The organism is Campylobacter sp. RM16188, assembly GCF_012978795.1.
In the GTDB taxonomy this organism is placed as follows: Bacteria; Campylobacterota; Campylobacteria; order Campylobacterales; family Campylobacteraceae; genus Campylobacter_A; species Campylobacter_A canis.
Genome location: NZ_LIWQ01000001.1, coordinates 173,096 through 195,476 on the forward strand (window position 1 = coordinate 173,096; position 22,381 = coordinate 195,476).

Here is a 22,381-nt window from a genome sequence, read left to right on the forward strand (position 1 = left end):
ATTATGAATAAATTTGCACGAATTTTAGCTTCTTGCACGTTTTGTGCGATTACTTTGCTTGGTTTTGAGGGGTTTGACGGCACGTATCTGGAGCATAAAGACTGGCTTGTAGTTTGCGATAACACCGGCGCTTGCAGGATCACTGGCTATCAAAGCGATGAAGACAGAGGGCTTGTTTCTGTTATGTTTGCCACAGAAGCGGGCGAGGAGAGTGAAATTTACGGATATGTCCAGATAAATGACGATAGAGTCGATATGGATAAGGATAAAACCGCCGAGCTTTTTATAGACGGTAAAAGCTACGGCAAGGTTGATATAACGCAAAGTGGAGATGATACGGCAAGGCTTGATGAAAAGCAGATAAAGGCTCTCGTAAAAGCGCTTAAAGGAAACCCTAAAGTTGAGTTTAAGATAAGGGATTTTACTCTTGTTTTATCGCCAAAGGGCTTTAATGCCGTCTGGCTAAAATCGCTTGAGTATCAAGGAAGATTAGAAGGTATGAAGCCCTATGAGCCAGCAGAAGCGCCTGTCATAAACGCGGCTGCTACGATAGGCGATGAAAAGACCATAAGGATAGGCGAAGCGAGTTATGAGCCGATATATAAACTTCTTCAATCAACTACAAATAAAGACGACTGCTTTAGTATGTTTTACGATCACGGGCACAGCGATATCTGGGTGCATAAGCTAAACGAAACCCACTCTCTTGTGCAAACTCGCTGCTCTATGAGCGCCTATAACGAATCTGATTTGTTTGCTGTCATGGATGCCGGACTTACTAAAGTGATTCAGACCTTTGATAACGACTTAAACGACTACTATAAAGGCGAGCTTAGAGCAAATCAAAAGATAAGAGGAGTAGGGGACTGCTACTACTATCGAACCGAAGTTTGGGACGGAGAGAAATTCGTAAGAGCTAGCGAGGGCACAACCGGGCTTTGTAAGGGTGTAGCAGGTGGTGCATGGCGGCTTCCAAGATATACAAGCGATGTTGTATGGCAAGATGAAAGAGAGCAATTTTAACCTCAAATTTATCATCTCTTTTGTAGTATTTTGCAAGTCATTAGTAAGAAAGGAAGTTGCATGAAAATACTAAGCAAATTTGTGCGAATTTTAGTTGTCTTTGGACTTTTGAGCTCCTTTGCGGCAGCGTTTGAGGAAAATAAGGATTATTTGGTCCTTGATAAGCCTTTAAATATCGGACAAAACGTATTGGTAAAGGTTTTTAGCTACGGATGTAAGTACTGCTACCAGTTTGATAAATCAGTCACGGGAAAAGTTGTAGCTAGTATCCAAGGGCTTGAGTTTAAGCCTTATCATCTAAAGACTAAGGGCGAATTCGGCGAGACCGTAAGCGGAATTTTAGCCGCCATGATGGCGCTTGACGAGCAAAGCGGAGTCGGTCTTTTTGACGATAAATCAAAATTTAAAAAAGCGAAATTTGCTATTTATAGAGCTCAACACGATAAAGGCGGTTTAAAAGGCGACAAAAGCGACGTGATCAAGCTTGCTTTAAAGGCCGCGGGCGTGAGCGAAAGCGATTATGAGAAGGCTTTAAATTCGCCAAGAGCGCAAGAGATTTTAACTAGCTGGGATGACGGCTATGATATTGCCGTTATTAGCGGAGTGCCAGCGTTTGTGGTAAACGGCAAATATTTGATAAATTTAAGCTCGGCTACAAGCATTGATAAGCTAAGCGAAATCGTCAAATTTCTTATAGCTAAATAAGTCTGCGCCATGGTTGATTATAATAGAGAAAATAAAGGCTTTGTCTGCTTTGTTTATAATTTGCAGCGCACGATAATTCCGTGGGCGATTTTGCTCGCGGTTGTGCTTGGTCTTTTTGCACTTAGCTTTAGCTTTGCAAACAGTTTGCTTTTAGTTCAGCTTAGATTTGCGCTTATTTTCATCGCTTTTGGCGCGATTATAGCGATGATAAATCCAAAATCATTCATCGTAAAGCTTGTCGCATATGCGTTTATATTTTTGGGCGTGATATTTGGTCTTAGCTACTCAAACGGTGCTGAGAATTTTAACATCCACGAGCTTACTGTGAGTTTTCCGTTCGGTCTTGAGCTTCATAAGATGTTGCCTGCTGTTTTTGCGCCAGATAATGCAAATTTCTTTGGATCAAATGAAGCAAGAGATACAATATCTCTTTTTGGATTTGGCTCTTTTACTCTGATTGGAGCGGTGTTTTTGGTTATGATCTTAAGTTGGTTCGTTTATAACGCAAGAAGTAGCGAGATAAATCCCATCTAGCATTAAAATTTTGTATTTGATAGCCTGCTAAATTTAATCATTTAGCATTTTTGCCCGTTTTATTTATCAAGCGGGCAAAATTCTTTTAAATTTCCAATCAAATTTTGCAAGCCCTTTTACTCTTTTTGGCTTGCTACTAGGATGTAACCCGCTTCTGAGATATTTTTAAATTTTATCCCAAGCTCTCGCTTTAGACGCAAGATGATATTTTGTATAGCACCCTTGCTCACGACCTCGTTTTCATAGACGAATTCCTCTATCATCTCGTAGCTAACAAGCTTGTTTAAGTTATACGCAAAGAGCCAGAAAAATTTATTTTGCAGATATGTCAGATAAATTTCCTCTCCGTTTTTATAAATTTTCTCCTCTTTTAAATTTATACTTATTTCGTCGCTGATTTTGATTAATTTTTCGTCTTTTTCGTAGGTTAACGCAATTATCATTGAGCGAAGATCTTTGATGTCGATAGGTTTTTTTAAAAATAGCGCAGCACCTTGTTCTATGCTTTTCATCAAATTTATATCCGTATCGTAAGAGGTAAAGACGATGAATTTTTGATGAGGTTTAAGCCTTGAAATCTCTTTCATCATCTCAAATCCGTTCATTATCGGCATATGGATATCCGTTATGACGATGTCTGATTTTTGTTTTTTAAAGCATTCAAGCCCCTCGCATCCATCCGCGGCGACTCTAACACTAGTGCAATACGGCTTTAGCCCGCTTGCTATAAGCTCTCTTGACATATCGTCGTCTTCAACGATCAAAATCGATAGCTTTTTTAGTAATTTTAAAGATTCGTTATTCATTTATCGCCCTTTAAATCAACATCGAAATTTAACTCAAATACCGTAGGAAGCGCTCTATTTACAAGCTTAATATCTCCGTTTATCTTTCTGTTGGCAAGCTTTTTAGCGAAGTACAGTCCTATGCCGCTGCCTTGTTTTTTAGTAGTTTTTGGCTCGTCAAATATCTTGTGGCTCATCGATTCGCTCACCCCGCTTCCAAATTCGATGACATCTATATAACACCTGTTTTCATCGAATTTTACATCTATTTGCACTCTTCTTGACTTGATATCGTCTTTAAATTTATCCACCAAAGCGTCTTTTGCATTGTGGATTAAGATAAGTAAAATTTGCTGGATTATATTTTCTATCTGATTTACTTTTTTATCTTCAAATTCGCTTAAAACCACATGCACATTGGCTCTTGTAAGCTCGGTGTGCATAAGAGTTAAGAGATTTTTAATGCTCTGCTTGACGCTAAATTCTCTTATGTTTTCGCTTGTTTTGTAAAAATTTCTAAAGATATCTATGGTATTGCTTAGTAGCAATATGGACTTTTGCCCTTTTTCAAGTATGTTTTGCAGCATCTGCTCGTCAAGATTGCCTTCTCGCTTTAGCATAAGCAATGTTGATATGGCTAAATTTAGCGAATTTACGGGCTGAATGAACTGATGATTTATCCCGCTTATGAGCTCGCCCGCTTCGCTCATCTTGGCTTTGTGCGCAAGAATGGCTTCGTATTCATCCTGACGCTTTTTGATTTTGGCATACATAAAGTTATGAAGCGAATTTGCGATAAAGGCAAGCGCGATAAACGCAAAAAGTAACGTAAGTGCGTTTTTGGTCGTTGCTTCAAGCAGCTCTTTTGTCTCTTTTGCGTTGTCCGTGCCTGCGCCTATGAACCAATTAAGCGAGGGAATTTCCGCTATGGATATGAAATTTGAATCCACAACTATGCTGCTTATGTCCTCGTCTTTTAAAAACAGCTCTTGAAATTTATCCTCAATTTGCGTTTTGAACTTTTCATCTTTCATCTTGGTTAAAATTTCGCCGCTGTGCGTTACGATAAAGGAGTATGAGTTGGGAGGAAGCTTGAAGTTGCTTATGTTGTCAAATATGCTTTTTACTTTGACTACTCCGCATAAAACCGCTGCAAATTTACCGTTTTTGTAGTTTGGTACGCATAAATTTAAAGTCTCTTGCTCTAAAATCGCATGCTCGGGCATGAAATTTACCGTAGGTTTGTTACTGTTTTTTGTCTCCAGATACCAGATAAGGCTTAGTCTGGAATTTATCTCTTTGGGGCTTTTTGGAAATTTTTCGCCGTTTATATAGATCTCTCCGTCATCTTTTAAAAGCTGAACCAGATCAAATTCACCCAAGTCGCCCAAAAAGGCTTGAGTAAATTTCTTAATACGCTCTTCATCGTCTAAAATATCGGCATTTTGTATAAGCTTAGAGGCTTTCACAAGAGAATTTATCCTCTCATCAAGCCAAATTTGAAATATCTGCACGATGTTTTCGCTAGTGGCTATCTTGTTTGTATTTGAAAGGGTCGCGATGTGGTGTTTGGCGTTTTTATATACGTTTGCGCCAAGAAGTATCACAAACAGGCTGGATAGGATTATGATGATATAAATTTTGAAGTTGTATCTGTTAAATATATCAATACCCACCGGACTACTCCTTGTTTAGGCAAGCAGTATATCTAAAAAGGTCTGAAAATTCAGACCTTTTATTAGATTATTTAGGGTTTTTAACTAAGGTTATGACTTTAGATACCGCCATTGCAAGCAGGATTATAAAGCATAGACCAAAGCCAAGAAGCGTGCAGTCCGCCATTGACATGAAGTGTTTTGAAGGGATTAGATACCAGCCGTCTTGATATAAGTCTACAAGGTATTTTTGTAATCCGCTTAAAGCCACTCCGTCAGGAACTATAGGGTTATCGTATCCGCAATCTCCCGTAGGCAAAAACCAGTCAGGCGCCCATTTGTGAAGCGGTAGGTTAAACGGATATACGGGATCCGTTGAGCATCCTTGAACTCCAAAAGGATCGTCGCTATGAACCGCAGTGTGAATTTTGGCTAGCTTAACGCTATACATTATCCCTTGGATCGCTCCCCAAAACGCAAACACATATCCTATAAACGCAAGAACTAAATTTTTAGGATTGATAGCCGCTACCAAACCGCCAAATGCCATACATAAAAAAGCAAATCTTATATATACGCACTGTTCGCAAGGCGGCATATAGACGTACTTTTGAAAGAGTGAGTGCGCCAGTAAAACCAGCGCAATGCTCGCAAAAGCCATCAGCAACCAAGGAAATCTAGTATCCTGCCAAGCTGAAATTTTATTTACTATATTCATCTTGAAAGCCTATTTTTTAAGCAACTCTTCTATAAGCTTGGCAAAGCCGTCTACCGAAGTGATGGTGCTTGTGTAGATAAGGTATTTGCCGTCTACTACAAACGCTGGAACGCCTTGAATTTTAGCCACTTCGTAAGACTCGTCCCATTTTTTAAGAAGTTCGATTACTTTTGGATTTTCAAGCTCTTTGTTGTATTCATCCATGCTCATTCCCGCAGCATCAAGCCCTGCTTTTATGAAGGCTTCTGGATTTTTGCCGTCGTTCCATCTCTCTTTTTTGTCGTGATATGCTTTGTAGTAAGCAAATTTCGCTTTTTTGAACATTGAGTTATCGTCAAGTAAATTTACCCCTTTTTCTTGGTCTTTAACTACCAAAACGGCAAGAACTTTGCTTGCAGCCTCTCCGTATTCGGCCTTGGTTTTTAAGTGATACGGCACGTATTTTAGGCCGGATACTTTTTCAACTACTTTCGGAGTTACGCTTTTATCGTATTTGTAGCAAAACGGGCAAGCGTAGCTAAAAACTTTAGTTAGAGTTCCTTTCTCTACGCTCAGAGGTTTTTCAAGAACCATATAATCCTTACCTTCTGTAAAAGCATTAGCACTTACGGCGCCCAAAAGCGCAACTGCAGCTAAAATTTTAGTTGTTTTTGTAAGTAGAGATTTCATCTAAACTCCTTTGGAATAAATTTGATATCGTAATTTTATACAACCGAACTTCCACAAAAATAACACGAAAATAAATTTAAGATAAATTTTACCACAAATATTAATATAATAAATTAAATAATAATTCTAAATTTATTTTAAGATAAATTTAACTCTCGTGTGGTTTTTGTGTTAGTAATCTTTGCTAAAATTATATATAGTAGTAAAATGCATATGTAGATTTACCAACCAAGGAGGCGATTATGAAAACAAAATATTTGATTTCATCAGCAATAGTTGCAAGCTTGCTTATAGTGACAAATGCTCTTGCATTAGGTGGACCTAGCGGTCCTGTTAGCTATAAGGCACCGGGAAAGCTTGGTGCGGTTCTTGTGAACCCTTATAAAATGGCTCCTCTTACTGCTATCATTTATAACGGCGGGTACAACTTAAAGGATGTCAAAGTTGTCGTAAAAGGAAAGGGTGAAAAAGGTATAGATATAAAATATTTAGTATCAGACAAGGATGTTTTAACGCACGGAGGTATTCCTGTTTGGGGACTATATGCTGATCATGTGAATAATGTAGAAGTTAGCTACAAAAGAAATGGCGAAGCTATGAGCGAAACATATAAAATTCACGCTCCTGCTATATTTATGAATACAAGCGGCACAGGACAGCAGACTTCTTTGCCAAAAGCAAATATTGTAAAAATGGATGAGAAATTTAAAGATAGACTCTATCTTATAAATCATTTGATTAGAAATTCGTTACCAAATGCAGGACAAACATTATGGAATTACCCTGAAGGAGGCGCTTTACCTTGGGATCTTGAAGCCATGAACTGGATTATAGATACAAATGGCGATATAAGATGGTACATGAAGTCTGACGTTATACGCGATCCGGATAATTTATACCGCAAGGGTAATATTATGGGCTTTCAGCAAACTAAAGATGGATATATGCTCTTTGGTATGGGTCAAAGATATATTAAAATCGATCTAATGGGACGTATAGTATTTGATAGAGTATTGCCAAATTCTTATATAGATTTCTCTCACCATATAGAGCAAACCGCAAAAGGCACATATCTAATGCGGGTCGCAAGCGCTAATCAAAAAAGAGCAGATGGCAAAAATGTCCGATCTGTTCGTGATGTTATCATAGAACTTGATCAGGACGGAAAAGTTATAGATGAATGGAAAATTTATGAGATCTTAGATCCTTATAGAGATGTGGGTATCTTGGCACTTGATCAGGGTGCGGTATGTTTAAATGTTGATGCAGATAAAGCCGGAACAACTACAAACAAAGAAGAACTTGAAGATCCGAATGCCCCTTGGGGGGATATACCAGGAGTTGGTATAGGTAGAAATTGGGCTCATATAAATTCAGTAAATTATGATGCTACAGACGATAGTATCATCCTTTCTATCCGTCATCAAAGTGCTGTCGTAAAAATAGGTAGAGATAAAGAGGTCAAGTGGATACTTGCTTCAAAAAATGGTTGGAATGAAAAACTAGCCAAAAAGTTATTAACTCCTGTTGATAAGAACGGCAAAGCTCTTGATTGTGATGATAATGGAAGATGCGAAAATACCGATTTTGACTTCTCTTGGACTTCTCATACTGCTTATAAAATAAACGAAAAGAGTAAGCCTGAAAAATTTATGCTAAGCGTATTTGATAATGGTGATGCTAGGCATAATGAACAGCCTGCATTTGCCACCGAAAAATACAGTCGTGCCGTTGAATATGAAATAGACGAGAAAAATATGACTGTTAAGCAGGTTTGGCAATACGGTAAAGAGCGCGGATTTGACTGGTATAGCCCTATAACTTCTGTTGTGGAGTATCAGCCGCAGTATGATTCGATGTTTATCTACTCTGCTGTTGCAGGTCTAGCTAAACAACTTCTTAAAATGGGTAAAACCGAACCTATTTTAAATGAAGTAAAATATGGTACTCAGGATGTTAAAGTGGAGATTAAATTTACCGAGATGGGTGCTGCTACTATCGGCTACCGAGCGCTTCCTATCGATCTGCAAAAAGCTTTTAAATAAAATTTTTACTCGGATTGCGGTTTTGTAATCCGAGTAAGATTTAACTTAACAACCGACTTAAAGTAAAAACATATTTTTAGATTAATCAACACTTTTGTTACAACTGAAATTTTATAATCTTTAATATATATAAAATTTATTTTTTAATTTAATTTTATGACTATATATCTAAAATTTATATAATCTATCGGTAGTTATAATCATATAAACAAAAGTTTTTTAAGGAAAAAATAATATAAATTTGTTTTTAAATTTAAGATCCGTATCTGCTGATAAAGCCACAACTATTATTTAGCAACATTTAAATTTATATAATTTTATTAGCTTGATTATTTTTTAGATATTTTGTTGTATTAATTTATAATTAGGTATTTTAGTCATATTTTAATGATAAAATTCAGTTCAAATTTTAATAACTGTTCGCAAATTTAAATTTTATAAGAAGTTTATATTATGTAAAATTATTTAAAGATATTTTAATATTTGTGTGATTTTTATGTTAGTAAATTTTTTTAAAATTACACTAATAAAATTTTATAAGAAATAGTATTAAAAAAGTCAAAAAATCTATCTTGTATTCTATCCTGATAGGTAGGTTTGATAAATTTTACTTTTAAAGTAAAATTTACAAAATCTATAATTAAAGGAGTCCGTATGAAGGCTAGAAATTTACTTTCATCAATTGTTGTGGCAGGGCTACTAGTCGGAGGCTTAACTACTTCTTCTCTTGCTATAGGCGGTCCAAGCGGTCCAAAGAATGATTATCAACAACAAGGCAAGCTTGGAGTTGTTAAGATGAATCCTTACGGATATGCACCTTTAACAGCTATCATCACTAACGGCGGCTATGTTTTATCAGACGTTAAAGTAACTATCGTTCCAAAACCGGGAGGTCAAACTATCAGCTATAAGGTAGATAACCAAACGGTAAAAACTTACGGCGGTATCCCGGTTTTTGGGCTATATCCGTCTTATAAGAATACGGTTGAAGTTACTTATACTAAATCAGCCATGGGCTTTAAGGATGAAACTATTACCGAAAAGTATCAAGTAACGACAGGTGGCATAGGACTTACTCCGTCAGGACTTACTATGCAAACTGGAGTTCCTTTTGAAAAAGTAACCGTTGTAAAAGCAGATAAGGAATTTGCAGATAGATTATATCTTATAAACAACGTTCCGGGAAAAGCTCCGGGCAGAAGCTCTCAAGCCGTTTGGAATAACCCTTCAGGTGGCGCTTTGGAGTGGAATGACGCTTCAAATTCATTTATAGTAGATACAAAAGGCGAGGTTAGATGGTATTTTGACTCAGACAAGCTTTTGGATTTTGGCAATATCTACAGAACCGGTATTCAAATGGGATTTAGGCAAGATAATGACGGAGCTCTTGCTTGGGGCTTTGGACAAAGATATGTTAAATACGATTTGATGGGAAGACAAATTTTTGATCGCCAACTTCCGCTTGCTTATAACGACTTTTCTCACTCTTTAAATAACGCACAAAACGGCAACTATCTACTAAGAGTCGGCTCATCTAACACAAAACGCCCTGACGGCAAAAACGTTAGAACCGTTAGAGATACGATAGTAGAGGTTGATAAAGACGGATATGTCGTAGACGATTGGAGACTTTATGAGATCATGGATCCTTATAGAGCCGATGCTATCATGGTTCTTGACCAAGGAGCCGTTTGCTTAAACGTCGATGCTTCTCAAGCCGGACATACTATAGGAGCTGACGAGCTGGCTAAGCTTGATGAAAATAATCAATTTGGCGATATAGCAGGAACGGGAATAGGCAGAAACTGGGCTCACGTAAACAGCGTTGATTATGATCCAAATGATGATTCTATAGTAGTTTCCAGCCGCCACCAAAATGCGATGGTAAAAATCGGACGCGATAAGAAAATCAAATGGATAGTCGGTCCTCACAAAGGTTGGGGTGAGAAATTTAAAAAATACCTATTGCAACCTGTCGATAGCAAAGGAAACAAAATCGTTTGCGAGGACGAGTATAGCAAATGCCCTGGATACACAAACGAAAAAGGCGGATTTGACTGGACTTGGACACAACATACGGCGTTTATTATAGATTCAAAAACAAATAAAGATATCCTTTATCTAGCCGCTTTTGATAACGGAGATAGCCGCGGCATGGAACAACCTGCTCTTGCTAGTATGAAGTATTCACGCGGTGTTGTTTATAAGATAGATCAAAACAAAATGACTATAGAGCAAGTTTGGGAATACGGCAAACAAAGAGGCGGAGATTGGTTTAGTGCGGTTACGAGCCTTACTGAATACCATGACGATAAAGACTCATTGCTAGTTTATTCTGCAACGGCGGGCATGCAGTTTGACTTGTCAAAAGGCGTTCCTGTAGGAGAGCCTGCTCCTGAGTTGCTTGAATTTAAGTGGGGATCTACCGAGCCTGGTCTTCAAATGAAATTTGAAGGAACAGGCATAGGATATCAAGCCATACCTATACATCTTGATAAAGCATTTGACCGCAAAGTTAAAAGCAAAAAATAATAACTACTAAAATTCCCTCCCCCAAGATCTTCTTGGGGGATATACTAAAAATTTATAATTCAAAACATAGCATAGATTACGCTATTACGGGGAAACTTGGAGAAGTTGTAGTAAATCCTTATGATAGCGCACCTTTAACGGCTGTTATTAAAAACGGCGGATACGACATAAAAGACGCCAAAGTAACTATCGTCCCAAAACCTGGCGGACAATTAATAAGCTATGACGTAGCCAACAAGCACCTTCGCACTCACGGCGGAATTCCCGTATTTGGTATGTATGCCGACTATCAAAATACGGTTGAAGTAGAATATACAAAAACTTATAAAGGCAAAGAAGAGAGGGTAAAAGAGACGTATAAAATTTACGCTCCGGCTATCTATCTTGAGGCTACGGGACATCCAAGCCAAAAGGGAGCTTTATTTGATAAGATTGAGGTTACAAAAGCTCCAAGTAAGAAATTTGAAAATAGACTTTACTATGTAAATAACTTCTATAATAAAACGGGCAAAGGCACTAAGGTAGTTTGGAACAACCCTGCAGGCGGCGCTCTTGAGTGGAACTATACGCCTAGCAACTTTATCCTTGATACCAAAGGTGAAGTTAGATGGTATCTTGAGCCTAGCAAAATTTACGACCTTAAAAAGCCTTTTAACGCAGGCGTTATGATGGGCTTTAAACAAAATAAAGACGGAGCTATCACTTGGGGATATGGACAAAGATACGTTAAATACGACATCTTAGGACGCGAAATTTTTAACCGCGAACTTCCTGCAAGCTATAACGACTTCAGCCACTCTATGGATCCTATGGATAACGGACACTACTTGCTTCGCGTTGCTAACGCAAACTACAAAAGGGCTGACGGCAAAAACGTTCGCACCGTTAGAGACGTGATCGTAGAGGTTGATAGAGACGGAAACGTGGTTGATGATTGGAGGCTTTATGATATCCTTGATCCTTACAGAGACGTCGTGCTAAAAGTGCTTGACCAAGGAGCCGTTTGCTTAAACATCGACGCTAGCAAAGCGGGACATACCGCAACCTCCGATGAGCTAATGCAAATGGATCAAAACGACAAATGGGGCGATATCGTAGGAAGCGGACCGGGACGTAACTGGGCTCATGTAAATAGCGTGGATCACGACCCAAGCGACGATAGTATCATCATAAGCTCACGCCATCAAAATGCGGTTATCAAAATCGGACGCGACAAGAAAGTTAAGTGGATAATCGGCGGGCATAAAGGCTGGGGCGATAAATTTAAAGACGCTCTTTTACAGCCTATAGATAAAAACGGCAAAAAGATCGTTTGTGAAGATGACTACACAAAATGCCCGGGATATGAAAGCGACACGGGCGGATTTGACTGGCAATACACTCAGCACACCGCGTTTAGAATCGATAGCAAATCCAAAAAAGGCGTAGTGTATCTAACCGTATTTGATAACGGCGACAGCAGAGGATTTGAACAACCTGCAATAGCGGGCATGAAATACTCTCGCGCGGTAGTTTATAAGGTAGATGAGAAGGCTAAAACCGTAGAGCAAGTTTGGGAATACGGCAAACAAAGAGGAGCTGATTGGTATAGCTCGGTAACTAGCCTTGCTGAGTACCAAGACGACCTTGATAGCGTATTTGCTTATTCGGCAGTTGCCGGAATGCAGTTTGACATCGCAGCAGGCAAACCTGTAGGCGTACCAAGTCCGCATATCAACGAATTTGAATGGGGTGCAAAAGAGCCTTCAATCGAGATTAAAATGACAAACGCTATGGGTTATCAAGCGTTTCCGTTTAGTATAGAAAAGGCATTCTCTAAATAATACTCCCGATTTGAGCTAAGCGATACCGCTTGGCTCTTTAATTTTCTTTTAAATTTATCTTGAATTTAATGTCCTTATTTAGATTTTTATCTTTGGAATTTTTCTTTTTTATATTCTTAAATTTGTAAATTTTATTTGTAGGTGTCGCTATATGATTTACTTTTGTATTTACAAGGTTTTAATGGCGCTTTTTCGTGTTTATTTACAAAACAATTAAATTTTAAAGATTATTTTGCTAAACTCCGTAAATTTTACAAGATGAAAGGCACAAGATGAATGCTTCGGAATTTATCTGGATGGATGGAAAATTAATAAAATGGGACGAGGCTAAAGTTCATGTTTTAACTCACTCTCTTCACTATTCAAATGCCGTTTTTGAAGGCACAAGAGCCTATAAAACCGATAAAGGTTTAGCGATATTTAGATTACAAGATCACACAAATAGGCTTTTAAAGTCTGCAAAAATGACAATTTTAAATTGCCCTTACACTCAAAAAGAGCTTGAAAACGCACAAATAGAGCTTTTAAGGGCTAATAAATTTAACGGCAACGTATATATTCGCCCGCTTATATTTTTAGGATACGGCATAATGGGGCTAGCTCACACAAAAGCTCCCGTTCAAACCGCAATCGCAGCTTGGGAGTGGGGCGCTTATCTTGGCGATGAGGGACTTGAAAAAGGTATTAGAGTTAAAATTTCAAGCTTTGCCAAGCTAAATCCGTCAGGGCAAATGAATAGAGCCAAAGCCAGTTCAAACTATCTAAGCTCGCAAATGGCAAATTACGAAGCAAAAGATGCTGGATACGATGAGGCGCTGCTTTTAGACGGTGAAGGCTTCGTAGCAGAAGGTCCTGGTGAGTGCTTTTTCATAGTGGAAAACGGCACTATCGTAACTCCTCCAAATGACAATAGCCTAGCAAGCATTACTCAAGATACCGTTATCAAAATCGCAAAAGATTTAGGCTATGAAGTTCGCCGCGAGCGTATCACGAGAGATCAGGCTTACGTGGCCGATGAGGCTTTCTTCACGGGAACGGCAGCTGAAGTAACTCCGATAAGTAGTATCGACGCTAGGGTTATCGGAAGCGGAAGACGAGGTGAAGTTACTAAAAAGCTGCAAGATGCTTATTTTGACGTAGTTTACGGACGAAATCCAAAATACGCTTCAATGCTAACTTATATTTAAAATTCTAAACAAGGATATAAATGCCAGCAGATTTAAATGATTATTTTAAAAAACGAAACTCAAATAGCGGCGGAGGTGGCGGCAATGATAATCAAGGGCCAAAGCTAAATTTTAAAACCCCGAATTTGCCTAAAAATTTTGGCAAAATGTCAGGACTTGCTTACGTTATCATCGTGATTATAGCGGTCTTAGCCATCACTCAGCCTTTTGTGGTGATAAATTCGGGCGAAGTCGGCATCAAGGCAACTGCAGGTAAATACGATGCGTCGCCTATGCAGCCAGGCTTTCACTTCTTTATCCCGTTTATACAAAAGGTTATCATCGTAGATACGAGAGTTCGCCTTATAAACTATACTTCGGGCGAAGATATGGGCGAGGCACAAAAATTTTCGACCCAATCTCAAGCTGGAATTATTCGTAAAAACTCAATTTCAGTTTTGGACGCTAGAAACTTGCCTGTAAGTATCGATATAACCGTTCAATATCGCCTAAACCCTGAAAATGCACCTCAGACTATCGCGTCTTGGGGCTTAAGCTGGGAAAACAAGATCGTAGATCCTGTCGTGCGCGATGTAGTGCGAAGTATAGCTGGTAAATATACCGCAGAAGAGCTTCCTACTAAGCGAAACGAGATAGCGGCCGCGATTGATGACGGAATTCGTAAAGATATCGATTCTCAGCCAAATAAGCCTGTTGAGTTGCTTACGGTCCAACTTCGCGAGATCATACTTCCTGAAAAGGTAAAAGAGCAGATCGAGCGCGTTCAAATCGCAAAACAAGAGGCGGAAAGAACCAAATACGAAGTAGAAAGAGCAAATCAAGAGGCTCTTAAAAAAGCCGCTCTTGCTGAAGGTACGGCAAAAGCAGCTATCATCGAAGCAAAGGGTAAAGCCGATGCCGTTAAGATAGAAGCTGACGCACAAGCATACGCAAACAGAGAGGTTGCAAAGAGCTTGGATGGCAACTTACTTGAGTTAAAACAGATCGAAACTCAAGGCAAATTTAACGAAGCGTTACGCGATAACAAAGACGCTAAAATTTTCCTAACTCCTGGCGGTGCGGTGCCAAATATCTGGGTTGATACCAAAGATAAAGCCAAACAGTCGGTTATGGATAGATAAAATAAATTTTGATTCACAGATCGCTAATTTTTAGCGATCTGTATCAAATTTTATAGCAAGGCGACTCGCTTTGCGAATTTGATATCGCTAAATTTGCTCTAAGCATATATGAGAGGGATTAAATGAAAATCGATTGGGATAAGGTTGCGGGGCTTTTGCCTGTAATCGTGCAAGAAAGCGCAACGAACGAAGTTTTAATGCTTGCATATATGAACGAAGAGGCTTTAAATTTAAGCGTACAAACGGGCTTTGCTCACTACTTTTCTCGCACTAAAAATAGAATTTGGAAAAAGGGCGAAGAGAGCGGCAATATCCAAAAGATCGAGTCTATGTATCTTGACTGCGATAACGACACGCTTTTAATGAAAGTTAAGCAATTTGGTGGAGTGGCTTGTCATACGGGCGCAAAGAGCTGCTTTTTTAAAGAATTTGAGCTTAAAGATCAAGCGGATTTTGGCTTGCAGGGAGAATTTAAAGAGGCTAAAAATTTAAACTCCGATTCAAGATTATCTACAAAGCCAAATTACGGCGTAATCGATGAAATTTATCACACTATACTTGAGCGCAAACTAAATGCGGACGCTAAAAATTCATACGTTGCAAGTCTTTTTGCAAAGGGCGAAAATGCTATACTTAAAAAAGTCGGGGAAGAGGCAACCGAATTTGTGATGGCTTGTAAGGATGTCTCAAAATACAAGAACGAGAGTAAAATTTTATCCTCAGAGCCTAAGGAAAATCAAAAAATAGAGCAAAATTTGCTTGAGGAAATGCTTGAAAAATCCAAAAGCGATATGATTTACGAGGCGGCTGATCTGTGCTTTCATTTGCTTGTAGCGCTTGCACTGCACGGAATTCATCCTGAGCGCGTTAAAGCCGAACTTGCAAGACGCATGGGGATAAGCGGGATAGAGGAGAAGAACTCAAGAGATGATAAATGAGCTCAAGCAGGGGATAAATTTTTATCTCACTCATCTTGGATGGATTGATTTTGCTTCTTATGTTTGGCTTGTTTTACTCTTTTTTACTATCGTTTTTGCTTGCTTTTATATCATGTCCAAGCATCCGGTAGCAGGCGTTTTGATGTTTATCTTAACTATCTTTGCTTTCTTATTCGGCGCGTTTTATCTGCATAAATTTTTAGATGAAAATTTAAGGCAAAGAAGCGTGCTCATAACGGACACAAAGCAGCTTACATACTCAAATACTTTGATTGTGGATCTAAATCTTACAAATTTATCAGCAAATTCTTTTAAATATTGCAGTATAAAGCTTAAATTTTATACTCCATCATCAAATTTTATAAAAAATGAACTAAATAAACTAAAGCCTTTCTTAAGGTCAAATTTGGTGCTAAAAGAGAGCCTTGATGCAGGCGAAACAACGCAAGAGCAAAGCGTGATAGATGGATTTAGATTTGAAAATTACGATATAATAGCTACTTCGGAGTGTTATTGATGGCTGGTTATTTTAATATTTTTCATATTCTTATTATTGTATCTTTATTGTTGCTTTCTGCGCTTTTAATTTATCTTTCGCAACACGAACAAAATAGAAAAATTTTTATCTCTCTTGTCGTTATAAATTTCGTAGTAACTCTTTTAATAGGCGTATTTTTAATGTTTGTTGTTGATAAATACACCAAAAAAGCCGTTCTTGAGAAAGTTACCAATCAGCGCGTTTTGATAAACGAAACTATAGTTTTTAAAGGCGTCGTGCGAAATGTAGGATCATTTGATATAGCAAATTGCAAGATTATTATCAAGCTTATCAACGATCCGCTCAACCGAGAAAGCCTCAAGGGTGAATCTCTCTTTAAACCAAGCGGGCTTTCACTATTTTCTTGGATGAAACTAGGCGATAGCAAAGACGAAAGACCAAATACCGTTGAGTATAAATTTAGCATCGCTAAAAATTTAAAAGCTAAAGAATTTAGAAATTTTAGCGTCTCTATGCCTTATCCGCCTTATTTTAAGAAGCCTACTTTTGTTACGAAGCTAAGTTGTAGTTAGGTTTATTATAGTTTAAATTCGGCAAATTTTTGCCGAATTTATAAAATTTATTTTATAAAATAATCCCCGTCAAAGCTTACAAGAGAGTATCTGCGCTCGTCTCCAAGGCTACTTACTAGCTCGTCAATGCCTAAAAACTCAAGGCTGTCCGCACCTATAAATTTACGCACCTCTTCAACGTTTTTGTTTGCGCTTATCAGCTCTTCAAAGCTTGGAGTGTCTATGCCGTATCTTTCAGGGTATTTTAGCTCGGGGCAAGCCGCTTTGAAATGCACCTCTTTAGCGCCCGCCGCACGCAACAGCTCTACAACTTTTTTAGAAGTGGTGCCTCGCACGATGCTATCATCTACGACGACTATGCTTTTGCCCTCAAGCACGCTTGACATAGGGTTTAGCTTGAGCTTTACCTTAAGATCACGTGTCTCTTGAGAAGGTTCTATGAAAGTTCTGCCTACGTAGTGGTTGCGCACTATGGCAAGCTCAAAGGGAATTTTGCTCTCGTTTGCAAAGCCAAGCGCCGCAGGCACACCGCTATCAGGAACCGGCACTACGAAATCGGCTTTGATTTTGCTCTTTTTAGCAAGTGCCGCACCCATTCTTTTGCGGGCTTCATAGACGCTTTTGCCTTCTATCACGCTATCAGGACGCGCGAAATAGATGTATTCAAACGCACAAATTCTAGGCTCGGACTCAAAAAGTTGAATGCTCTCAAATTCGTCTTTGCCGTTTTCAAAGATTATCATCTCACCGGCTTTTATGTCTCTTATGAATTTCGCTCCAACCAGATCAAATGCGCAAGTTTCACTAGCTACGATATATCCGCCGTCTTTTAGCCTTCCAAGTGAGAGCGGACGCACGCCGTATCTATCTCGTATGGCAAAAATTTTATGTCGCGACTGGATTAACAAGCAATAAGCGCCTACAATCTTCTTAACCGCCTCTATAATGCGCTCTTTTAGGCTTTGACTGTTGCTTCTTGCGATTAGATGAAGGATGTTTTCGGTATCCATATTTGATTGAAATATCGCTCCTTCATTGATAAGGGCTTCTCTTGTCTCGTCTTTGTTTACTAAATTTCCGTTATGCACGAGCGAAATAGAGCCAAGACTATAGTTTGCAGCAATCGGTTGAGCATCGTCAAAAGATGCATTGCCGGCGGTTGAGTAGCGGTTGTGACCTATCGCCATATCGCCTTTTAGCAGCTTAAAACTCTCCTCGTCAAAGACTTCAGTTACCAGCCCTAGCTTTTTAAAAGTAGTGATTTGACCGTTATCGCTTGCGCTTATACCGCTGGCCTCTTGCCCTCTGTGCTGCATAGCAAATAGCGCGTAATACGCAGTTTTAGCCGCATTTTTAGAATTTATTATCCCGACGATCGCACACATTTTTATCCTTTTGTTTTAAATTAATCTTTATAAATTTCAAGCACGTTGGTATGATCAAATTTTATGAGATCTCCCGCTACAACGCTACCTTTGGTAAAAGGCTCATTATCAAGTATTCCGACAAAACAGCCGTCTTTTGCTTCATCAACCACAACCCACATTCGCTCAACTTGCGCAAAATCGCTATCCTCAAATCTAAAAATAAGCTTTACCAAATCGCCTTTTTTTAAAGCCGTTCGCTCATTTTTCGGCGGTATTTTAAATTCCTTGCCGAATTCTTTTTCGTATTCTTCGGTATTATCTAGGCTAAATTTTATCACTCTTAAAGCCCTAAGCAGTCATCAATGCCGTAAAGCCCGTTTTCTTGAGCGCTTATCCAGATGGCGGCTTTTATAGCGCCTTTTGCAAAGGTAGCGCGACTGGTTGCGGTGTGATTTAGCTCTATGAATTCTCCGTCGTTATAAAATCCCACCGTATGTCTTCCCACGACATCGCCTCCTCGAATGGCAAGCAAGGCTATCTCGTCTTTGCTTCTTGCTCCTACAAGTCCTTCTCTGCCGCTTATCATCACATCTTTTAGCTTTAAATTTCTAGCCTCCGCCACGCGTTCGCCCAAAGTTATGGCAGTACCGCTTGGAGCGTCTTTTTTGTGCCTATGGTGCTGCTCGACTATCTCGATATCAAATTCCCTAAGCGCTTTTGAAGCTATGCTTGCAAGGCGGTTTAGCACAGCAACTCCAAGACTCATATTTGTAGCATATAGGATCGGCATGGCAAGGCTTGCGCTTTTGAGTAAATTTGCCCCCTCTTCGCCAAGTCCGGTTGTGCCTACTACCAGCGGTTTTGGGTTGGTTCTGGCATAATTTATCAAATTTATCGCACCCTCTTTGATGGTAAAATCAATTACTACATCGCAGTTATCAAACAGCTCTTTAAAATTTTCGGTTACTATGACATCTTTCGGTAAGCTAAAATCAATCGGCTCTATCGTATAAGCGGCTGTTAGTTTTGCATCTTTGTTTTCTTTCAAGCACTCTATGATCATTTTTCCCATTTTGCCGCTTGCGCCGTGAATTCCAACTCTTACCATATCGCTTCCTTTTTGAAAATTTGATTGTAAAATTTAGCATAAAATTTATAAAAAGCTCATTTAGTAACCACTCTTGAGTAATACTTTTTCCTATCTTTAAAAAACTTCTTATATAATTTCGGTTTGTTTAAATCAAAGGAAAATAATGAGGAAACTTTTACTATTTTTATTGACGGCGGTAGCGGCTTTTGCTATGTCGTGGGATGCAAATATAACCAAAGGCGAGCTTGAAAACGGGCTTAAGTACTACATTAAGCAAAATTCTCTTCCAAAAGATACGGCTTATTTTTATCTTACGATTAGAGTTGGCTCAATCGACGAAAACGCAAGCGAAAGAGGCTTGGCGCACTTTGTGGAGCATATGGCGTTTAACGGAAGCAGGGATTTTAAGAAAAATGATCTGATTAGGAAGCTTGAAAGTCTTGGCGTGGTTTTTGGTGCCGATTTAAACGCTTATACGAGCTATGACGCTACGGGTTATAACCTAAAAATAAGCGTTAATGACGAGAATTTAAATGACGTTTTTAAAGTTTTTTCAAACTGGATGGACGGTATAAGTTTTGATGCTAACGAGCTTGAAAAGGAGCGGGGTATCATCATCGAAGAGGAGCGCTCAAGAAATACCCCTTCATACAGACTTTATAAAGAGCAAGCAAAGCACTGGTACGCAAAAAGCGCTTATGACGGCAAAGAGCCAATCGGCGATATGGACGTGATAAGAAATGTAAGCGTAGGCGAGATAAGAGCCTTTTACGAGAGACTTTATCAGCCTAGATTTATGGAATTCGTGGCTACAGGGGATTTTGATAAAGGCAAGATAGAGCAGATGATCAAGTCAAATTTCTCAAGTGTCAAAAATACAAATTCCTATCTTCAGCCAAGCAGAAAAATCCCTGAAAAATCAGGATTTAACATCTATAACTATGATTCAAACGAAACCGGTTCGGATAGTATTAGTATAGCCTTTTTTGACGAGTATCTGCCAAGAGATAGCGAGGTAAATGCACGCAAAATTTTAACTCGCATGCTTATCTCGCAACTTTTTTCAACGCTTTATGAAAAGAAGATGATAGATGAGGGCTCGTCTCTTCGTGCGGGATTTTTCTCCTCACCGCTTGAATTTAGCCAAAGCATGTTTAGCTTTAGCACAAATGTGATCAAAAACGACTATGAAGACGCGCTATCAGATATGCTTGGCGTGATTGAAGGAGTGAGGAAATTTGGCTTTAATGAGAGTGATTTTAACGATACGAAGATAAATTTAAAAACTTCTATAAACGCCAGATACGCTCAGTCAAAAACTAAAAAATCGGAAGATATGGCTAATGAAATTTTAAATTCTCTTGATGCGGGAAGCATCTTGCAAAGCGAAGCCGACTCAAGAAATTTAGCGCTTAAGCTTTTAGATGAGGTTACTCTTGATGAGGTAAATGCCGAATTTAGACGAATATTGGCTCTTAAAAATGAAACGGTAAGCGTTTTTAGCGTTAAAAATTTTAAGCTTGAAAAGACCAAATTTGATGAGATAAAATCTAACGCAAAGCCTTATGATACTCGAATTTCATCTTCAAATCTTCCTAAAAATTTGGTAGATGAAAATATAAAGCCAAAAAAGATAGTTTCAAAAAGTTTTGACGAAAAGAGCGGTATCTTTACTCTTGAGCTTGAAAACGGGGCTACGGCGATCTTAAAACCTCTTAAAACCAAAAAGGATCACATTACTTTTGCGGCGGTTAGCAAGGGCGGAGTTTCAAATTTAAGCGATCCGAAGCTTGGCAGATTTGCCGTGCAGGTTTCAAACGAAAGCGGGGCAGGGGAGTTTAATAACTATCAGCTGGCTAAAATCCTAAACGGCAAATATGTAGGATATGATAAACGTATCGATCTACTTTCGCAAGGTTTTTACGGACAGAGTAATCGTGCGGATATCAAGTGGCTTCTTGAGGCGATTCATCTTGAATTTAACTCACCGCGCCTTGATCAAAAGACGCTTGAGCAGGTTAAGACCGTCGCTACCGAAAGACTTACTAAACGAGAAAATTTGCCCGAGCACAAATTTAGCAACGAATTTACGAAATTTTTATATGATAATAACGAGCGCATGAGACCGCTTGAAAAGAACGATATAGCAGCACTTGAGCTTGAGAGCTTAAGGCAAATCGTAAATGACAAATTTACTAATGCTAGTTCGTTTGATTTTATTTTCGTAGGCGATTTTGAAGTGGAGACTTTAGAGCCTTTAATCGCAAAATATATAGCCACTATCCCGGGCAAAAACAGCAAAGAGAATTTCGTAGATGACGGTGTGCGAAGCATAAAAGGCGTGCATAAATTTGAGCGCGATTATCAGATTACTCCTAGATCTGACGTGGTTATCAATCTTAAAAACGAAAGCGTGAAATTTTCGCAACTAAACGCCATAAAAGCTCAAGCTCTAAGCGCAGTCTTTAAAATGGCTCTTTATGAAAACATAAGAGAAGATAAAGGCGAAACTTATGGATTTTCAGTCGCTGTTAAGCTTAGCAAGGAGCCTTATGATCGTTCAAACGCAAATATATCTTTTACTTGCTCGCCAAAAAATACAAATGATGTGATAAGTGGCGTTAGAGCGATAATTAAGAAGCTAAAGAGCGAGGGTGCAACGAAAGAGCAGCTTGAAAACTATAAAAAATCAGCCATTTTGCGAATTAAACAAACTCACGATCAGCCTGAATTTTGGCTTAAAAATATCACGGCAAATAGGCTGTATGACAGCGAGCTTTTTGATCTTAAGTGGCAAGAAGATGCGATAAATTCGCTAAGCAATGACGATATAAAAGAGGCGGCTAGACTTTATCTTGATGAGAGTAACGAGGTAATTAGCGTTAACAATCCTAAATAACTAGCTTTTGAGTCCGGCGGATCGCTTTAGTGAATATTAAAGCGATCTTACCCGGATTGATTTTATTTAAATTTATCCTAAAACTTTTCGGAGTATATTTAAGTAAAATCGAGTAAAATTTGAGTTGCACTTTTGCGCATATCAAATAAGTTTTTATGGCAAATTTAAGCGTCTAGTTGCAACTAGAATTATCAAATTTTTAATTGCAATAGAAGCCAA

Annotated in this window: 19 protein-coding genes; 12 read left to right on the plus strand and 7 right to left on the minus strand. The window is 38.8% G+C overall.

Annotation, left to right across the window (positions count from 1 at the left end):
- The first annotated feature begins 3 nt into the window (after positions 1-3).
- Genes CDOM16188_RS00920 through CDOM16188_RS00930 form a run of 3 tightly spaced genes read left to right on the plus strand, consistent with a single transcriptional unit; the run spans position 4 to position 2,262 of the window.
- On the plus strand, positions 4-1,023 hold the full coding sequence (locus CDOM16188_RS00920) for a DUF1176 domain-containing protein (protein WP_172197419.1): 1,020 nt from the start codon (positions 4-6) through the stop codon (positions 1,021-1,023).
- Between the two features lie 60 nt (positions 1,024-1,083).
- Complete coding sequence (locus tag CDOM16188_RS00925) at positions 1,084-1,728, plus strand: thiol:disulfide interchange protein DsbA/DsbL (protein WP_172197422.1); 645 nt, start codon at positions 1,084-1,086, stop codon at positions 1,726-1,728.
- Between the two features lie 9 nt (positions 1,729-1,737).
- A complete protein-coding gene (locus CDOM16188_RS00930; protein ID WP_172197425.1) occupies positions 1,738-2,262 on the plus strand; it encodes a hypothetical protein in 525 nt (174 codons plus the stop codon).
- Between the two features lie 116 nt (positions 2,263-2,378).
- Here CDOM16188_RS00930 and CDOM16188_RS00935 read toward each other — a convergent pair whose 3' ends face one another.
- The 4 genes from CDOM16188_RS00935 to CDOM16188_RS00950 all read right to left on the minus strand — a co-directional run bounded on the left by CDOM16188_RS00935 (position 2,379) and on the right by CDOM16188_RS00950 (position 6,089).
- Positions 2,379-3,068, minus strand: coding sequence for a response regulator transcription factor (locus CDOM16188_RS00935; protein WP_172197428.1), 690 nt, complete (start codon positions 3,066-3,068; stop codon positions 2,379-2,381).
- Positions 3,065-4,723 (minus strand): cache domain-containing protein, encoded by a 1,659-nt coding sequence (locus tag CDOM16188_RS00940; RefSeq protein ID WP_172197431.1) that lies wholly within the window; start codon positions 4,721-4,723, stop codon positions 3,065-3,067. The genes CDOM16188_RS00935 and CDOM16188_RS00940 overlap by 4 nt, the downstream gene beginning before the upstream one ends.
- Positions 4,724-4,790: 67 nt before the next feature.
- On the minus strand, positions 4,791-5,420 hold the full coding sequence (gene dsbI / locus CDOM16188_RS00945; protein WP_169943039.1) for a protein-disulfide oxidoreductase DsbI: 630 nt from the start codon (positions 5,418-5,420) through the stop codon (positions 4,791-4,793).
- Positions 5,421-5,429: 9 nt separating this feature from the next.
- The gene (locus CDOM16188_RS00950) at positions 5,430-6,089 is read right to left on the minus strand and encodes a thiol:disulfide interchange protein DsbA/DsbL (RefSeq protein ID WP_172197434.1); all 660 of its coding nucleotides are present in this window, start codon (positions 6,087-6,089) and stop codon (positions 5,430-5,432) included.
- Positions 6,090-6,331: 242 nt separating this feature from the next.
- On the opposite strand from CDOM16188_RS00950, the gene CDOM16188_RS00955 reads away from it, so the two are divergent.
- The 8 genes from CDOM16188_RS00955 to CDOM16188_RS00990 all read left to right on the plus strand — a co-directional run bounded on the left by CDOM16188_RS00955 (position 6,332) and on the right by CDOM16188_RS00990 (position 16,806).
- A complete protein-coding gene (locus CDOM16188_RS00955) occupies positions 6,332-8,134 on the plus strand; it encodes an aryl-sulfate sulfotransferase (protein WP_172197437.1) in 1,803 nt (600 codons plus the stop codon).
- A gap of 654 nt (positions 8,135-8,788) precedes the next feature.
- Positions 8,789-10,666, plus strand: a complete 1,878-nt coding sequence (locus CDOM16188_RS00960; RefSeq protein ID WP_172197440.1) for an aryl-sulfate sulfotransferase — start codon at positions 8,789-8,791, stop codon at positions 10,664-10,666.
- 32 nt (positions 10,667-10,698) lie between these two features.
- Positions 10,699-12,489, plus strand: coding sequence for an aryl-sulfate sulfotransferase (locus tag CDOM16188_RS00965; protein ID WP_216656198.1), 1,791 nt, complete (start codon positions 10,699-10,701; stop codon positions 12,487-12,489).
- Positions 12,490-12,761: 272 nt separating this feature from the next.
- Positions 12,762-13,676: a branched-chain amino acid transaminase gene (locus tag CDOM16188_RS00970; RefSeq protein WP_169943042.1), complete on the plus strand. Its 915-nt coding sequence runs from the start codon at positions 12,762-12,764 to the stop codon at positions 13,674-13,676.
- Positions 13,677-13,696: 20 nt separating this feature from the next.
- Positions 13,697-14,797 carry a prohibitin family protein gene (locus tag CDOM16188_RS00975; RefSeq protein WP_172197443.1) on the plus strand — a complete coding sequence of 367 codons (1,101 nt, stop codon included), beginning with the start codon at positions 13,697-13,699 and terminating at the stop codon, positions 14,795-14,797.
- A 122-nt stretch (positions 14,798-14,919) separates the two neighbouring features.
- The gene (hisIE, locus tag CDOM16188_RS00980; RefSeq protein WP_172197446.1) at positions 14,920-15,735 is read left to right on the plus strand and encodes a bifunctional phosphoribosyl-AMP cyclohydrolase/phosphoribosyl-ATP diphosphatase HisIE; all 816 of its coding nucleotides are present in this window, start codon (positions 14,920-14,922) and stop codon (positions 15,733-15,735) included.
- Positions 15,725-16,252 (plus strand): DUF2393 family protein, encoded by a 528-nt coding sequence (locus tag CDOM16188_RS00985; RefSeq protein WP_172197449.1) that lies wholly within the window; start codon positions 15,725-15,727, stop codon positions 16,250-16,252. The genes hisIE and CDOM16188_RS00985 overlap by 11 nt, the downstream gene beginning before the upstream one ends.
- 47 nt (positions 16,253-16,299) lie before the next feature.
- Complete coding sequence (locus CDOM16188_RS00990) at positions 16,300-16,806, plus strand: DUF2393 family protein (protein ID WP_253908104.1); 507 nt, start codon at positions 16,300-16,302, stop codon at positions 16,804-16,806.
- Between the two features lie 47 nt (positions 16,807-16,853).
- Here CDOM16188_RS00990 and purF read toward each other — a convergent pair whose 3' ends face one another.
- From purF to dapB, 3 genes are read right to left on the minus strand one after another with little or no spacing between them, the layout of a single operon-like run.
- Complete coding sequence (gene purF / locus CDOM16188_RS00995; RefSeq protein ID WP_172197452.1) at positions 16,854-18,191, minus strand: amidophosphoribosyltransferase; 1,338 nt, start codon at positions 18,189-18,191, stop codon at positions 16,854-16,856.
- A gap of 20 nt (positions 18,192-18,211) precedes the next feature.
- A complete protein-coding gene (locus CDOM16188_RS01000; RefSeq protein WP_216656199.1) occupies positions 18,212-18,511 on the minus strand; it encodes a DUF2314 domain-containing protein in 300 nt (99 codons plus the stop codon).
- A gap of 2 nt (positions 18,512-18,513) precedes the next feature.
- Positions 18,514-19,281: a 4-hydroxy-tetrahydrodipicolinate reductase gene (gene dapB / locus CDOM16188_RS01005; protein WP_172197455.1), complete on the minus strand. Its 768-nt coding sequence runs from the start codon at positions 19,279-19,281 to the stop codon at positions 18,514-18,516.
- A 145-nt stretch (positions 19,282-19,426) separates the two neighbouring features.
- Here dapB and CDOM16188_RS01010 point away from each other — a divergent pair, with 145 nt between their 5' ends.
- The gene (locus CDOM16188_RS01010; RefSeq protein ID WP_172197458.1) at positions 19,427-22,162 is read left to right on the plus strand and encodes a pitrilysin family protein; all 2,736 of its coding nucleotides are present in this window, start codon (positions 19,427-19,429) and stop codon (positions 22,160-22,162) included.
- Positions 22,163-22,381 lie beyond the last annotated feature (219 nt).